Source organism: Streptococcus sp. NSSLK0004, assembly GCF_059039125.1.
Window position 1 is genome coordinate 1,304,436 of the sequence record NZ_CM180142.1, and the last position, 14,596, is coordinate 1,319,031.

Annotated in this window: 15 protein-coding genes; 9 read left to right on the plus strand and 6 right to left on the minus strand. The window is 41.6% G+C overall.

Annotated elements, in window-relative coordinates:
- Window positions 1–70 precede the first annotated feature (70 nt).
- Genes AC4CS8_RS06645 through AC4CS8_RS06660 form a run of 4 tightly spaced genes read left to right on the plus strand, consistent with a single transcriptional unit; the run spans window position 71 to window position 3,831 of the window.
- Window positions 71–856 carry an ABC transporter ATP-binding protein gene (locus AC4CS8_RS06645; RefSeq protein ID WP_493892485.1) on the plus strand — a complete coding sequence of 262 codons (786 nt, stop codon included), beginning with the start codon at window positions 71–73 and terminating at the stop codon, window positions 854–856.
- 24 nt (window positions 857–880) lie between these two features.
- Window positions 881–1,795: an iron-hydroxamate ABC transporter substrate-binding protein gene (locus tag AC4CS8_RS06650; protein ID WP_493892486.1), complete on the plus strand. Its 915-nt coding sequence runs from the start codon at window positions 881–883 to the stop codon at window positions 1,793–1,795.
- 13 nt (window positions 1,796–1,808) lie between these two features.
- Window positions 1,809–2,864, plus strand: a complete 1,056-nt coding sequence (locus tag AC4CS8_RS06655; protein WP_493892487.1) for a FecCD family ABC transporter permease — start codon at window positions 1,809–1,811, stop codon at window positions 2,862–2,864.
- Window positions 2,854–3,831, plus strand: coding sequence for a FecCD family ABC transporter permease (locus tag AC4CS8_RS06660; RefSeq protein ID WP_493892488.1), 978 nt, complete (start codon window positions 2,854–2,856; stop codon window positions 3,829–3,831). The genes AC4CS8_RS06655 and AC4CS8_RS06660 overlap by 11 nt, the downstream gene beginning before the upstream one ends.
- 6 nt (window positions 3,832–3,837) lie before the next feature.
- On the opposite strand, the gene AC4CS8_RS06665 is transcribed toward AC4CS8_RS06660, so the two are convergent.
- Entirely contained in the window at window positions 3,838–4,326 is a 489-nt protein-coding gene (locus tag AC4CS8_RS06665; RefSeq protein ID WP_493892489.1) for a glutathione peroxidase, read from the minus strand.
- A gap of 10 nt (window positions 4,327–4,336) precedes the next feature.
- On the minus strand, window positions 4,337–5,053 hold the full coding sequence (locus tag AC4CS8_RS06670; protein WP_493892490.1) for a pseudouridine synthase: 717 nt from the start codon (window positions 5,051–5,053) through the stop codon (window positions 4,337–4,339).
- Window positions 5,054–5,183: 130 nt separating this feature from the next.
- Here AC4CS8_RS06670 and AC4CS8_RS06675 point away from each other — a divergent pair, with 130 nt between their 5' ends.
- The gene (locus tag AC4CS8_RS06675) at window positions 5,184–6,146 is read left to right on the plus strand and encodes a glutathione S-transferase family protein (RefSeq protein WP_493892491.1); all 963 of its coding nucleotides are present in this window, start codon (window positions 5,184–5,186) and stop codon (window positions 6,144–6,146) included.
- Between the two features lie 388 nt (window positions 6,147–6,534).
- Complete coding sequence (locus AC4CS8_RS06680) at window positions 6,535–7,650, plus strand: low temperature requirement protein A (protein ID WP_493892492.1); 1,116 nt, start codon at window positions 6,535–6,537, stop codon at window positions 7,648–7,650.
- A gap of 80 nt (window positions 7,651–7,730) precedes the next feature.
- Here the strand turns inward: AC4CS8_RS06680 and AC4CS8_RS06685 are convergent, their stop codons facing one another.
- Window positions 7,731–8,435, minus strand: coding sequence for a glucosamine-6-phosphate deaminase (locus AC4CS8_RS06685; RefSeq protein WP_493892493.1), 705 nt, complete (start codon window positions 8,433–8,435; stop codon window positions 7,731–7,733).
- Window positions 8,436–8,538: 103 nt separating this feature from the next.
- Here AC4CS8_RS06685 and AC4CS8_RS06690 point away from each other — a divergent pair, with 103 nt between their 5' ends.
- From AC4CS8_RS06690 to AC4CS8_RS06700, 3 genes are read left to right on the plus strand one after another with little or no spacing between them, the layout of a single operon-like run.
- The gene (locus AC4CS8_RS06690) at window positions 8,539–8,712 is read left to right on the plus strand and encodes a hypothetical protein (RefSeq protein WP_493892494.1); all 174 of its coding nucleotides are present in this window, start codon (window positions 8,539–8,541) and stop codon (window positions 8,710–8,712) included.
- 9 nt (window positions 8,713–8,721) lie between these two features.
- Window positions 8,722–9,750, plus strand: coding sequence for a tRNA preQ1(34) S-adenosylmethionine ribosyltransferase-isomerase QueA (gene queA / locus AC4CS8_RS06695; protein ID WP_493892495.1), 1,029 nt, complete (start codon window positions 8,722–8,724; stop codon window positions 9,748–9,750).
- 22 nt (window positions 9,751–9,772) lie between these two features.
- Window positions 9,773–10,255: an arginine repressor gene (locus tag AC4CS8_RS06700; protein WP_493892496.1), complete on the plus strand. Its 483-nt coding sequence runs from the start codon at window positions 9,773–9,775 to the stop codon at window positions 10,253–10,255.
- A 28-nt stretch (window positions 10,256–10,283) separates the two neighbouring features.
- Here the strand turns inward: AC4CS8_RS06700 and AC4CS8_RS06705 are convergent, their stop codons facing one another.
- The 3 genes from AC4CS8_RS06705 to arcC form a co-directional block, all read right to left on the minus strand.
- Window positions 10,284–11,624: a dipeptidase gene (locus AC4CS8_RS06705; protein ID WP_493892497.1), complete on the minus strand. Its 1,341-nt coding sequence runs from the start codon at window positions 11,622–11,624 to the stop codon at window positions 10,284–10,286.
- Between the two features lie 70 nt (window positions 11,625–11,694).
- On the minus strand, window positions 11,695–13,197 hold the full coding sequence (locus tag AC4CS8_RS06710) for a YfcC family protein (RefSeq protein ID WP_493892498.1): 1,503 nt from the start codon (window positions 13,195–13,197) through the stop codon (window positions 11,695–11,697).
- A gap of 249 nt (window positions 13,198–13,446) precedes the next feature.
- Window positions 13,447–14,394, minus strand: a complete 948-nt coding sequence (gene arcC, locus AC4CS8_RS06715; protein ID WP_493892499.1) for a carbamate kinase — start codon at window positions 14,392–14,394, stop codon at window positions 13,447–13,449.
- Between the last annotated feature and the right edge of the window lie 202 nt (window positions 14,395–14,596).

Below are 14,596 nucleotides of genomic sequence, written 5' to 3' on the forward strand. Positions count from 1 at the left end.
TGTCAGAAAACTCTTTGTTTCTTCTAAAAAATATGCTATAATGGGTGTCAATGTGAGTAAAGGAGTACTTATGGTAGCCATCTCAGCCAAGGATTTGGCCGTTTCTTATGGAGAGAAAACAATTCTATCTGATTTATCTGTTACCTTTCCTACTGGAAAAATCACCAGCATTATCGGTGCCAATGGTTGTGGAAAATCTACACTCTTAAAAACCCTTAGCCGTATCTTACCAACAGAAAAGGGAGTTGTTTACTTAGATGGAAAAGATATCCGAGAAGTTCCGACAAAAGAAATTGCCAAACAACTAGCCTTACTTCCACAGCTACAGGAAAGCTTAGACGGAATTCGGGTTTATGACTTGGTATCCTACGGACGTTTTCCTCATCAAAATGCCTTTGGAAGACTGACAGACTTGGATAGAGAAAAAATTTCCTGGGCAATGGAAGAAACTCAAACAATGGAGTTTGCGCATCTCCCAGTCCAATCACTGTCTGGAGGACAGCGACAACGAGTATGGATTGCCATGGCTCTAGCGCAAGATACGGATATCATCTTTTTAGATGAGCCTACAACCTATCTAGATATGCACCATCAGTTAGAGGTTCTTCAATTGTTGAGAAAGCTCAATCAAGAAAGCGGGAAAACAATTGCCATGGTTCTCCATGACATCAACCATGCCACCCGCTTCTCTGACTATCTCATTGCAATGAAGGATGGGCAGATTATTCAAAGTGGAAGTGTTGATGAGGTCATTACAAAAGACAATCTGAGGCAGATTTTTGATATTGAGGCAGATATTCTTCCATCTAGTCATTATGGTTACCCAATTTTAGCTACCTATACTCGCACACACTAATGTAAATAAATTTAAGGAGTTTTTATGAAAAAGTTCATTCTTTCACTTAGCCTTGCTCTGTCAATCCTTGTCTTGACTGCCTGCTCTGCTATTTCCCAAAAGGAAAGCCAGACAAGTCTTTCAAGCATGCCGACCATCGAAGGAGTAGCCTACTATGGTGATATTCCTGCTCAGCCTAAAAAAGTGGTCAGCCTAAACTTTGCCAACACTGGTTATTTGTTGCAACTGGGCTTTGATGTTGTTGGGGCAACTTCCTATGATTTGGAAAATCCAGCCTTTACAGATAAACTTGAAGGTGCTACTGCCGTTACCAGTGAAGATTTGGAAGCCATCGCTGCGCTTGAGCCAGATTTAATCGTAACAGGCTCTACAGACGAGAAAATCGAGCAACTAGCTGAAATTGCTCCTACAATTTCACTTGAATATGGTAAACACTCATACGCTGAAACCTTGACAGTATTCGGTCAAATCTTTGGTCAAGAAGCAAACGTAGAAAAATGGCAGGCTACTTGGAAAGAAACAGTTGCAAGTGCTGCGACAGATATCAAGGCAAAAACTGGAGATACAGCAACCTTTACTATTATGGGCTACCTTGGTCAAGACCTCTACCTCTTCGGTAATAACTGGGGACGTGGTGGTGAAATTATCTACCAAGAACTTGGTTATGCTGCACCACAAAAAGTAAGGGATGAAGTCTTCGGACCAGGTTTCCTTGCTGTATCACAAGAAGTGCTACCAGAATATGCTGGAGACTATATCATCCTTGCTGTTGAAGACGAAAGTGTCGCAGCTGGACTATTGAACAGTGATGTATGGAAAAATCTTCCAGCTGTTCAAAACAATCAAGTTATCAAAGTAGACAGTAAGGTATTCTACTTCAATGACCCAATCTCACTTGACTACCAATTGAACGTTCTCAAGGAAGCTATTACAAAATAAGGATTCTTTCTCTATGTTTCAAAAACAATTAGGGAGAAAAAATAGGGAACTGGTTTCAACTAGTCTAAAAGCTAGTTTGGCACCTTTCCCTCTTTTTTTCCTCCTTCTGCTATTTCTACTAGCCGGTTGCTACTGGGGCTTGCGCTTAGGAGCTATCTCCTACTCTCATAACCAAGTACTCTCTATTCTTAAAGAACCCCTAGTCCAGTCCGATCTTCAAGATATTTTAATTGATTTGCGTTTACCGCGCATACTTGCTGCTGGGCTGGTTGGGGCAAGTCTTGCAACTTCAGGAACCATCATGCAGGCTGTTACGCGCAATCGTTTAGCTGACCCTGGGCTACTTGGAATTCCCGCAGGAGCCGGACTTTTTCTCATTTTAAAAATGATTTTCTTTCCCGACTCATCTGAGTGGTTAACCATATTTGCCTGCTTACTGGGAGCAAGTCTTGCTGCCTTTCTAATAATCTACCTGAGCCAGCAAAATCGGAAAAATAAAGGACCTCTCCATCTAATTTTGGCTAGTATCATGGTAACTGCCATAATGCAAGCCTTGGGACAAGGCATTGCCGTACTACATGACATGTCCAACCATATCGTAGGTCTTGAGGCAGGTAGTCTGACGTCGATTAGCTGGAAAAGCCTATTCTTACTAGCTCCATTCATTTTCATAGGACTTATGTTGGCACAGATTTTTGCACATTCTCTGACCATTTTGAGTTTGGATGATACCGTAGCTACTGCTTTAGGGCAAGACACTCAAAAAATGACCGTATTTTTCTTAGCTATCGTCGTTCTCTTATCAGCTTCTTCTGTTGCCCTTGTTGGCTCACTGTCCTTTGTCGGCTTGATTATTCCTAATCTTTTGACCGCCCTTCTACCAAAAGATTATCGGTATATTTTACCTTTTTCATCCTTGGCTGGTGCTGGCTTTCTAATCTGGGTGGACTTGGTCAGTCGAACACTCCATCCTCCTTATGAAACACCCTTAAGCACTCTAATTAGCTTTATCGGACTTCCAATATTTCTCTTACTTATCCGAAAGGGGAATTTCAGCTATGAAAAATAAAGGTTTATTTCTCCTTTTCTCACTCCTTCTAATCCTTTTATCCTTACTATCTGTCATTGTCGGCTATAGTAAGTTAGGATGGACAGACCTTTTGGCTACAATGACTGGTCACGCAACTGCAGCAACTCAACTATTTTTTTTGAAAATCCGCCTACCTCGCCTCCTTGTATCTATTCTTGCTGGCGGTGCTCTTGCTATCAGTGGTCATCTATTTCAGACCCTGACACGTAATCCTCTGGCAGATTCTGGCATTCTTGGTGTCAATGCGGGTGCGGGGCTCCTACTAACTCTTGCACTCACTTGGAATATCAGCACCCCTACTTTACAGCCCTTGCTTGCTCTTACAGGGGGATTTATGGCAACTGGCCTCGTCTACCTATTGGCTTATAAAAAGGGAAAGGGACTGGAACCTACTCGCCTTGTATTAACTGGGGTGGGGCTCGCTACTTTATTTTCAAGTTGCATGATTAGTTTGATGGTGCGCTTTGACCGCTACAAGTTGGATAGTATTATTGGTTGGCTATCTGGAAGGTATGTCGGTGATGATTGGCAAACCATCAGCCTTGTTGGTCCCTTCTTACTTCTAATCTGTGTTTTCAGTATCTTACGCTTTCAAACGCTCAATATCCTGCAATTAGATTCTAGTCTTGGAATTGGATTAGGATTAAATCGCAAAAGAGAGAATCTGATTGCCTTGCTACTGGCAACAAGTCTTGCTAGCCTAAGTTCTTTGCTGGTCGGAAACACTGCTTTCATCGGCTTGCTTGCAGGTCACTTAGCCAAACAATTAGTCGGCAAGCAGCACCAATATAGCTTACCTCTTTCTTTCCTAATTGGTAGCATTCTAATGATCATGGCTGATATCCTTGCTCGATCATTCTTAGTGGGAACGGGTATCCCAACTGGTCTGGTCGTGATCGTCATCGGTGCTCCGTACTTTCTATACTTACTAAAACAGCAAGGCTAGCGTACACTAACCTTGCTGTTTTAAACTTTCCTCTATATCCTGCTTCAACTTACGCGGACTGGTCGTTGGTAAATAGCGTTTAACCACGCGCCCCTGTCTATCCACCAAAAACTTGGTAAAATTCCATTCGATACGACCTCCTAATAAGGTCGTTTTTTCTTTCTTAAGATAGCGATAAAGCGGACTGGCTCCGGACCCATTTACAGCAATCTTAGCAAATCGTGGAAAAGTTGTTCCGTAGTTCAAACTGCAAGTTTGATTGATTTCTTGAGCAGAACCGGGTGCCTGATTTAAAAATTGGTTACAGGGAAAATCTAACACTACAAATCCCTGGTCTTTATAGGTATCATATAATTCCTGTAATTCCTTGTATTGAGGCATCAAGCCACAGCCTGTTGCCGTATTGACAATCAAGAGTACCTGTCCTTGAAAGTCTGCCATAGACTGCTCTCTTCCATCTTGTTTTTGTACCGTAAAATCATAAATGCTCACCATACAATTCTCCTTAATCAAAATATGTTTTTAAGAGTTCACTTTCTTTCGGAGTGAGCGTTCGGTAGGTTCCACATTCTAAATCTCCTAGTTCAAATCCTCCAAAGGAAATGCGTTTGAGGTAGGTGACTTTGACACCATAGGCTAAAAACATCTTCTTGACCTGATGAAATTTCCCTTCTGCCAGCTTGATGGTCGCTCTGCTATGTTCCAAAGAAGACTCCAAAATCGTCAAATCGGCTGGCTGGCAGCGAGTGCCGTCCAAGAAGGTCACACCAGAAGCGAAAAAATCAGGAGCGTCCTCAGCTAAAAGCCCATTGACCTCAAGGTAATAGACCTTATCTACATGGTGGCTGGGGTGGAGCATGCGGTAGCCGAGCGGACCATTATTGGTCACCAGAACCAAGCCTTCAGTATCTCTGTCTAGTCGTCCTACCGGATATAGACCTTCTTTTCGGTCTTCTAAGGCAATAAGGTCAATCACAGTCTGATGTTCTTTGTCTGTTACTGCTGACACTAGACCAGCTGGTTTATGGAGTAAATAATAGACTGAACCTGCTAGCTCAATCTTCCGTCCAGAAACTTGTATGTCTTGTAAGTCAGGGTCTACAATCTGATTGAGGGCTTGAGCAAGTCTGCCATCAATTGTAATTTGTTGAGTTTTGAAGAGTTTTTTTACTTGCTTGCGTGAACCAATCTTGGCATTTTCTAAACACTTGTCTAATCTCATACATGTATTCTATCATAAAACATTTGACTTGACTTTATTTTAAAAGAAACTATAATACTAATTAGTGATATGCAACATGGAATTCCATCATCAAATGGATTTCCGGCATTTTCAGCAAAGGAGAAATTTTATGGGACTTTTACAAGATGGAAAATGGGTGGACCAATGGTATGACACCAAATCCACAGGTGGAAAATTTGTCCGCACAGTGACACAATTTCGCAACTGGATTACACCTGATGGACAAGCAGGTCCAACAGGAGAGGGTGGTTTTAAGGCAGAATCTGGTCGCTACCACCTCTACGTTTCTCTAGCTTGCCCTTGGGCCAGTCGGACATTGATCATGCGAAAATTGAAGGGCTTGGAAAATCATATTTCCCTATCGATTGTTCATCCCTTAATGTTGGAAAATGGTTGGACCTTTGCGGACGGACCTGGTGTGATCAAGGATACTATTTTTAACAGCGACTATCTCTATCAAGTTTATTTACAGGCTGACCCAAACTACACAGGTCGTGTCACTGTTCCTGTCCTTTGGGATAAGCAGACCAACACTATCGTCAGCAATGAATCGGCTGAAATCATGCGTATGTTTAATACTGCCTTTAATGATATCACTGGTAACTACGACGATTATTACCCAGAAAACTTACAAGCTGAGATCGATGCTATGAATGACTTTGTCTATCCCAACATCAACAACGGTGTGTATAAGGCTGGTTTTTCAACTAGTCAGGAAGTGTATGAGGAAGAAGTCAAAAAACTCTTTTCTGCTTTGGATAAATTAGAAGCCCATTTGGGGAATAAAGACTATCTGGTTGGCAATCAGCTAACCGAGGCAGACATTCGCCTCTTTACCACCTTGGTGCGTTTTGATTCTGTGTACTTCGGACATTTCAAGTGTAATATCAAGGCTCTGGTATATTATCCAAACTTGTGGAACTATACCAAACGTCTTTACAATCATGCTGGGATTGCGGAAACGGTTGATTTTGATCATATCAAACAACACTACTACGGTAGTCACAAGACCATCAATCCGACAGGAATTGTACCTATCGGACCAGACTTGGATTGGTCACTTGAAAACTAGGGACAAGTGTGTTATACTGATAGTGCTTAAAAGTTCAAAGAGATAAGCGCATAAAGAAAAACACCCATGGTTGCAGCCAAGGGTGTTTTTTGTGCTTGCTTAAGGCACTCAGGCTATTGTTTTTATTTGTCGCATTTGTCTGCTAATCGGATTAGCCATTCCGAAATCATGTTTGCCAGTACTGACACTAGCAAAGGTAGCAAGACAAGTTCAAAGAGAATACGCATAAAGTTCTCACCTCCCAACTTGCGCTGTTTAGTGAATGCGACTTAGATATTATACCATGAAATCAACAAAGTCTGTTATTAGAAAAAACTTTTGAGAGGTTTGCAGCCTCTCTTTTTCTATGGTATGCTATTTTAGATTTTCAAAAAGGAGATGTGATAACATGTCAGCAATCATCGCCAAACATGTATCTAATTATGAACTATTTTATGATTTGATCTTTGTCCTTGCTACCTCGTCACTGACGGGACTTTTGCACGGTGACCATGTTGGCTTTAAGGAAATTCTTTCCTTCATCACCGCCAATATCATTATTATGACCCTGTGGAGCAATGAAACCATCTATCTGAATAAGTACGGTGAACGAGATTTTCTGGATATTTTCACCATTATTCCAGCCATGTACTTGATTGGTAATCTGTCCCTTAATTTCAATAACGAATTTGAGCTGACTGCTCTGCCATTTAACGCCTTCTTAACACTGTCCTATGTCCTTATTTTCCTTCAATACTTTCTGAGAGGACGTAAAATTGGTTTTAATGAAGACATAAAAGCAACTATGCACATGCTAATCTATTATATAGCAACCTTTGCGATTGCAACCCTTCTGGTCAGCTTAAATCTATGGAGCTTTGATGAGCGCATACTTTGGGTTTATTTTATTCCAATGGGGATTTCCTATCTTTTCCAAGGTAAAATTAGTCACGACCCCATCAATTTCCCTCATATTGTTGAACGGTGTCAGTTGATTACTATCATCACTTTTGAAGAAACCGTTATTGCCATCATTAAAAACTATCCCTTCGCAGATCTTCCAATAGAGGGTATTTTACTCTTCCTCGCTATGGCGACACTTTTCATTTTCTATATCTCACAAACCTATCTGAACATTGACCATCATCGCAAGGTTGATGTCACAATTTTGCTCTATGCTCACTTGATTATCATTCTCGGATTAAACTTCTTTACCGTAGCTATGGAGATGTTTCCTTCTAGTCACGGTGAATTGGCAACACCTCTTTTAATTGCAGGAAATCTTCTCTTTTATGGTGGGATTTTGGCAACTTCTCTCTATAATCAGGAACTCTACCGAGTGGATACCAAAACCTTGATAATCTATGGATTGTTACTTGTAGTCGGAAATCTAGCAATTTATCTATCCAGCCATCACCATATCATTTTATTCATTTTCCTCAACCTCATGACACATGCCATCATCTTAATCAACGCACGACATCATCGCTTAGCTAACCAATCTATGGTAGGAGAAGGGCAATAAAAAATAGCTTAGAATCAGCGTTTCTAATAACGCAATTCTAAGCTATTTCTATTATTAATACTTAAAATCTAGCCTTATTTCTATGCTAATTTACTCGCTGCCGCCTCATCAATGATAAGAACCACATCTTCATGGTTTTGTAGGACACTTGCTGGAACTTCCTCAGTCACTGGTCCTTCCACCGTCGCCTTAATGGCGTCAGCTTTTTCAGGACCGTAAGCCATAAGGACAATCGTTTTAGCTGCCATGATATTGGCAATTCCCATAGAGATAGCCTGCTTTGGCACATCTTCTGGATTATCAAAGAAGCGAGCATTGGCCTCAATCGTAGATGGTGCTAAGTCAACCAAGTGAGTCTGTCCATCAAATGGGGCACCTGGTTCATTAAAGCCGATATGGCCATTACGTCCAATCCCTAGAATTTGGAAATCGATGGGATGCTTTGCCAATACTTGATTGTAGCGTTTCGCTTCTTCTAAAACGTCACTTGCCAAACCATTTGGCAAATAGTTCTTCTTAAATGGCTTAGCATTAAATAGATGCTCTTTCATAAAATAAACATAGGATTGGTCACTTTCTTCACCTAATCCAACATACTCATCCAAGTTAACAGATGTTACTTCAGAAAAATCCAAATCGCTTTCGCGGATTTTTTTGTAAAATTCGATTGGACTAGAACCAGTTGCCAAGCCAAGAACCTGAGCACCAGTTTGCAATTTATTTTTTAATATTTCAAAGGCAATTGCTGCCCCTTCTTGTTGGTGTTTAACGACATGAATTTTCATAAAAACCTCCTTTTGGTCTATACCATTCTTCTATGATTCTATTATATGGTATAGACCGATTGTTGTCAACCCTAAATTCTCGCAAATATGCTATAATGGAAGTATGTTACAACAATTATTTTTATTATTTTTCACAGGGCTCGTGCTCTGTCTGATTGCTTACTTCTTAAAAGAACAAAAGGTTCTCCGGCGCATCCTCTTTGCAGTAGGTGGTTTGCTTATCGCTCTGCCATTTCTCCTACTCATCTACTTTATCGTCATCATCGTAACTGCTTAAGGAGAAATTATGAATACTGCAGATTTTGATTTTTACTTACCGGAAGAGTTGATTGCTCAAGTCCCTTTAGAACAACGGGATAGCTCGCGGCTTTTAATTGTGGATAAAACCACAGGTAATATGATGGATAGTCACTTCGATCACATCATCGATGAGTTGGAACCCGGTGATGCCTTAGTCATGAATAATACCCGCGTACTACCAGCCCGACTGTACGGCCACAAGCCCGATACGCAGGGACACGTCGAATTGCTTCTTTTGAAAAATACCCAAGGTGACCAATGGGAGGTTCTTGCTAAACCAGCTAAGCGTCTGAAAGTCGGCGCCAAAGTCGCCTTCGGAGACGGTAGACTAATGGCTACTATCGTAGAAGAACTGGAACACGGTGGACGGATTGTCGAATTTTCTTACGAAGGTATTTTCTTAGAAGTCCTTGAGAGTTTAGGCGAAATGCCCCTACCGCCTTATATCCACGAGAAACTAGAAGATCGCGAACGCTACCAGACCGTCTATGCTAAGGAGAACGGATCTGCTGCCGCACCAACAGCTGGTTTGCATTTCACCCAAGAACTACTGAAAAAAATTGAGGCCAAAGGCGTCAAATTGGTCTATTTGACTCTGCACGTTGGATTGGGTACTTTCCGTCCTGTGTCAGTCGATAATGTCGAAGAACATGAAATGCACTCAGAATTTTACAGTCTATCTGCTGAGGCTGCCCAGACTTTAAATGATGTCAAAGGAAAAGGTGGTCGCATCGTTGCAGTTGGAACAACATCTATTCGCACCTTGGAAACTATTGGGAATAAGTTCGATGGTCGTCTAGAGGAAGATTCTGGTTGGACCAATATCTTTATCAAACCCGGCTATAGCTTCCGTATTGTTGATGCTTTTTCAACCAATTTTCACCTTCCAAAATCAACCTTGGTTATGTTGGTTTCTGCCTTTGCTGGGCGGGAATTGACTTTATCAGCCTACCAACACGCTGTAGAGGAGCGCTATCGTTTCTTCAGCTTTGGAGATGCCATGTTTATCAAATAGACTGCGATATGAGGAACTTGTCATGAATAAGATTGAAAGTCGTCATCAATTGATACTCTCCTTAATTTTGGAAAAGAAGATTCACACCCAGCAGGAATTGCAAAATCTGCTTGAAAAAAATGGAATTTTCGTCGCGCAATCAACTCTATCGCGTGATATCAAGCTTCTCAATCTCGTCAAGGTCAATGACAATGAATGTTCACATTATGTCATCAATCCTATCGCACCTTCTCGTTGGGAAAAGCGCCTCAGACTCTATATGGAAGATGCCCTCATCACCATGCGTCCCGTTCAGCATCAAGTTCTATTAAAAACTATGCCCGGACTTGCTAGCTCTTTCGGCTCAATCCTCGACGCTATGGAAATTCCTGAAATCATTGCAACTCTCTGCGGTGATGATGTCTGCCTTATCATCTGCGAGAATCAGGTTGCCGCCCAAGCCTGTTTTGACAAACTCAAAGAATATGCTCCTCCATTTTTCTTTAGCAACCAAAAACTTCCCTAGTTTAGTAGATTAGGGAAGTTTTCATATTTTATTGACCTGCCAAGCGATAGACTGCTTCAGCATATATGTCCATAGTTTTATAAAGATCATCTAGAGGCATACATTCGTTTTCTTGGTGTTCAGTCTGGGGCGTGTTTGGGAAACAAGCTCCGAAAGCGACACAATTTGGCATAGTGCGCGCAAAGGTTGCCCCACCTGATGAAATCGGTTGACTGGTCAGGTCTCCCGTCTTTTCCTGATAGACAGCCATAAGAGTAGAGACCAACTCACTGTCTAATGGGACATAGAGCGGTGCTAGATAGTCATACTCTTCATAGGTCAAGCCAAGGGATTCTGCTACTTGTGTCAGACGGGCCACCAGTCCTTCCTTGTCTGCCAAGACTGGTATGCGGATATCCAGACGGATTTCAGACTTGTGATGGTTAAGCGTCAAGCCTGCAATATTAAAACTGAGGGAACCAGATGGTTGATCTGAAACATCCCCAAATAACTTCCTTCCTGTAGTATCTTGGCCAATTGTTTTTGCTATAAAAGCTAGGGTTGGATGGTCTGTCAAAGCCTCGAGGGCTGTTGCCAAGCGAACAAGGGCATTGATACCTTCTGCCGCATCTTTGGAGTGTCGCGATAGTCCTAAAACAGTAACCAGATCATCACTGCTTTCGTAGACAAAACCTTGTTTTTCCAGCTCTGCTATGACCCCTGCAACCAAATGTCCTGAATAACTAGCTTTAGCGGGAACAACATTGTAGGCTGTACCGACTTCCAAGTGTAAGGCAGGGTCCCCAGGTCCATGTAGCTTAGCCTGTAAGAGACCTTTTTCTGCATAGGTCAATGGGAAGGAGGAATCTGGTGCAAAGCCCATTGTAGCTGTTTCTTCTAGCTGGTTATAGCGATTCATGCAGCGCCAGAGGTTTTCTTCGTCTGTTCCGAAAATAAACCGAATTCGTTTTGTGAAGGTCACACCTGCATCCATGAGGGCTTTTACAGCAAAGAGGGCTGCCATAGAAGGTCCCTTATCATCTTGAACGCCTCGACCATAGAGTTTACCGTCTTTGATAACTGCCTCAAACGGTGGGTTCTGCCATTTTCCTAGGTCTCCTGCAGGAACCACATCTAGATGACAAAGAATCGCTAACAATTCATCACCTTGACCAATCTCTGCATAGCCATAATAACCTGCCCTGTCTAAGTAGGTCCTGAAACCCAAGCTCTCCGTCAAGGCAAGTGTCTGTTCTAAAACTTCTTGAATGGACTGCCCAAAAGGAGTCTGTCCACCTTGCTCCTGTAAAACAGAGGGATAGGAAACCAAATCTTGAATCGCTGCCAGACAGGCCTGTTTGTGCTCTTCCTTTATAAAGGTTTGTGCCATAATATTTCCTTTTCTGAAATCAAAGAGGAAAAACCAATATCCGAGCTACAGTAGCTCGGATTTGGATTTTCTAAAAGAAAGTAGCAACGACAAGAATGATTATACTTGCTACTATAATGCCCGCAATCAGTTTTCCAACAAACTTGTACCATGTTCCGATTTCAATACGACCAAGTGCCAGAGCCCCCATGACAATTCCTGAAGTTGGAGATACTAAATTCAGTACACCTGACGCTGCTTGGAAAGCAGTGATAATTAAGCTAGCTGGTACATTGACAAATTCACCCAGTGGCGCCATAATCCCCATGGAGGCACCTGCTAAACCTGATGACGATGGAATAAGGAAGGACATTGGCAGATAGAAGATATAGGTTAAAGTAATAAAAATTTGTGGGGAGAGTCCTTTCAGTCCCACTTCACCCCAATGTAAAATAGTTGCAGTGATCATACCATCATTCATAACTACTTGGATACCACGCGCCACTGCACAAATAAGAGCTACACTAAGCAAATCTGCTGCTCCAGCCATGAAGGATTTGACCAAACGTTGTTCTCCCATACCATAGACAATACCAATGGCCACTCCCGCAACCGCAAAGAGCATAGCACCTTCTGGGAAATACCACCAACCAAATGGGTAGGTCGTTATCCCAACGATTTGACCAAGAACAGGAATAGAAATCAACCATTCTTTTATCTCAGTAAATAGTGTAATCCCCAAATCTTCCCACGGGATAAAACTCAATACCATAAAAACGAATGTCAAGAAAAACAAGACTAATACACGTTTTTGAGCTAGAGATAAGGTCGCGTTGATTTCACGATCTGCATGTACTTTGAAATGTTCCATGTCTGCTTCACGTTGTTTATAAACTAGTGATTTGGTCGGATCTTTTTTAACCTTGTCGGCATAGTTTGCTACAAAGAACATACCTAAACCAAGAATTACGACAAAGAAAACCAAACGCCAGATCATACCATCTGCAATACTAACACCTGCTGCCGCAGAAGCTACACCTGTTGCAAACGGATTGACAGTGGAAGCCAAACAACCTATCTGTGAACCAAGAAGAATAATAGCTACTCCAGTAATACTGTCATATCCTACCGCCATCATCACTGGTATGAGGAGCGGGAAGAAAGCCATTGTTTCTTCGCCCATACCATAGGTGGATCCACCCAAGGCAAAGAGGAACATAAGGATATAAATGAGCCACTTTTCATGCCCTTCAAAGCGTTTCACAATAGAAGCGATCCCTACATCTAGAGCACCTGTTTCATTGACAACACCAAGAAAGGCACCAACCATCAGAATAAAGAAGGCAACATCAATAGCAGCTGACGTCGCTCCATGTCCTAACATAGCTCGTACAGGTGCCATAAACACATCCCAAATCCCCTGAGGATTTTGATTAACTGTTTCATAAGTTCCTGTGATAAAGTTACCAGCATCGTCCACCTGGTACTGCCCCGCAGGAATAACCCATGTCATCACAGCCATAAAGGCAATAATAAGCATCAATATGGTATAAGATGATGGCATCTTAAACCCGGTTTTGTCTTTTTTGCTCATAGCAAAACCTCCTAAAATTTTTTCGATTGATTTATGTCCTTATAATTTATAACCCCTTATATTTTATTTTTTAGAAAAACCTGCCCAACAAGTATTCCTTTCCTACTCTTTGAAAATCAATTTAACTATTAGACAACAATAATTCTCAAAGAGAGGTGTTTCTTGAATGAAGGAAGGACGATAATTCCTTCAAAAATTTTTTACTATTGTTTTTTCTTACGATACTTATTCAATTAAATACTATAAAATTCAATATTTACTGATAATCGTACCTCTTTCAGAGGAAAGTAGCTCTCCTAGGTTTTCAAGGGAGGTAATCACTGCTTTAGCTCCTGGTTTATTATTTACAAAGGAGATAGCAGCTTCTACTTTCGGTAACATAGAGCCTGGAGCAAATTGTTCTTGTCTGATATACTCTTCCAATTGCTCAACTGTCACATGTTCGACTTTTTCTTGATTCGGTTTATTAAAGTTGACATAGACATAGTCGACTCCTGTCAGGATAATGAAAATATCTGCATCAACCATTTTTGCTAAACATTGAGAAGCGAAATCCTTGTCAATAACAGCTTCTACACCCGTTAAAGTACCATCACTTTCTTGCACAACTGGGATCCCTCCTCCACCAGCTGCCACAACGACTTCCCCAGCCTGTAGCAAGGTGCGAATCGTGCCGATTTCCTTGATACCAATCGGTTTTGGTGAAGCAACAACTTTCCGCCATCCTCGTCCAGCATCTTCTTTGAAGGTCGCTCCTGTTTTTTCGATTTCGATCCTCGCCTCTGCTTCGGTGTAGAAAGGACCGATCGGTTTTGTGGGGTTATCAAAAGCCGGATCGTTCTTATCAACAATCACTTGAGTCACAACAGATACTACATCTTTTTCAATCCCTTCTTTTACTAATTCATTTTCTAAGGCACTTTGTAACCAAAATCCAATAGAACCTTCCGTCATAGCTACAAGACTATCCAGTGGAAGAGCTGGATTTTTTTCCGAATTAGCTGCTAGATTCTGAAGTAAGAGATTACCAACCTGAGGGCCGTTTCCATGTGTAATAATGAGATCATCACCATTTTTAATCAATTTTACCAAATGCTTGGCCGTGTTGACCAAAGCTTTTTTCTGTGCTTGGGCTGATGGGTCTGAAGATAGAATCGCATTACCGCCCAAGGCTACAACTACTTTACGATTTGCCATAATTTCTCCTATCAAGAGGAAGGGAAACAGGGTGCCCCCTTCCCATAGTCCGCTATCTTATATAGTCTTTTAATTTACTTTTACTACTAACTCTAACTGTCTTAGAGGTTGGAAATGAAGCGAAGAAAATCCGTATCAAAAACTGCTGTACTAATGTACGGCGAAGCGAAGTTAAGGCAGTAATAAAAGATAAACTAAATGA

Bases quoted from the DNA above. Each gene is read 5' to 3' on its own strand.
- AC4CS8_RS06710 (WP_493892498.1), bottom strand. From the start codon at position 13,197: ATGAGCAAAAAAGACAAAACCGGGTTTAAGATGCCATCATCTTATACC.
- AC4CS8_RS06680 (WP_493892492.1), top strand. From the start codon at position 6,535: ATGTCAGCAATCATCGCCAAACATGTATCTAATTATGAACTATTTTAT.
- AC4CS8_RS06665 (WP_493892489.1), bottom strand. From the start codon at position 4,326: ATGGTGAGCATTTATGATTTTACGGTACAAAAACAAGATGGAAGAGAG.
- AC4CS8_RS06675 (WP_493892491.1), top strand. From the start codon at position 5,184: ATGGGACTTTTACAAGATGGAAAATGGGTGGACCAATGGTATGACACC.
- queA (WP_493892495.1), top strand. From the start codon at position 8,722: ATGAATACTGCAGATTTTGATTTTTACTTACCGGAAGAGTTGATTGCT.
- AC4CS8_RS06645 (WP_493892485.1), top strand. From the start codon at position 71: ATGGTAGCCATCTCAGCCAAGGATTTGGCCGTTTCTTATGGAGAGAAA.
- arcC (WP_493892499.1), bottom strand. From the start codon at position 14,394: ATGGCAAATCGTAAAGTAGTTGTAGCCTTGGGCGGTAATGCGATTCTA.
- AC4CS8_RS06655 (WP_493892487.1), top strand. From the start codon at position 1,809: ATGTTTCAAAAACAATTAGGGAGAAAAAATAGGGAACTGGTTTCAACT.
- AC4CS8_RS06685 (WP_493892493.1), bottom strand. From the start codon at position 8,435: ATGAAAATTCATGTCGTTAAACACCAACAAGAAGGGGCAGCAATTGCC.
- AC4CS8_RS06650 (WP_493892486.1), top strand. From the start codon at position 881: ATGAAAAAGTTCATTCTTTCACTTAGCCTTGCTCTGTCAATCCTTGTC.
- AC4CS8_RS06705 (WP_493892497.1), bottom strand. From the start codon at position 11,624: ATGGCACAAACCTTTATAAAGGAAGAGCACAAACAGGCCTGTCTGGCA.
- AC4CS8_RS06700 (WP_493892496.1), top strand. From the start codon at position 9,773: ATGAATAAGATTGAAAGTCGTCATCAATTGATACTCTCCTTAATTTTG.
- AC4CS8_RS06670 (WP_493892490.1), bottom strand. From the start codon at position 5,053: ATGAGATTAGACAAGTGTTTAGAAAATGCCAAGATTGGTTCACGCAAG.
- AC4CS8_RS06660 (WP_493892488.1), top strand. From the start codon at position 2,854: ATGAAAAATAAAGGTTTATTTCTCCTTTTCTCACTCCTTCTAATCCTT.
- AC4CS8_RS06690 (WP_493892494.1), top strand. From the start codon at position 8,539: ATGTTACAACAATTATTTTTATTATTTTTCACAGGGCTCGTGCTCTGT.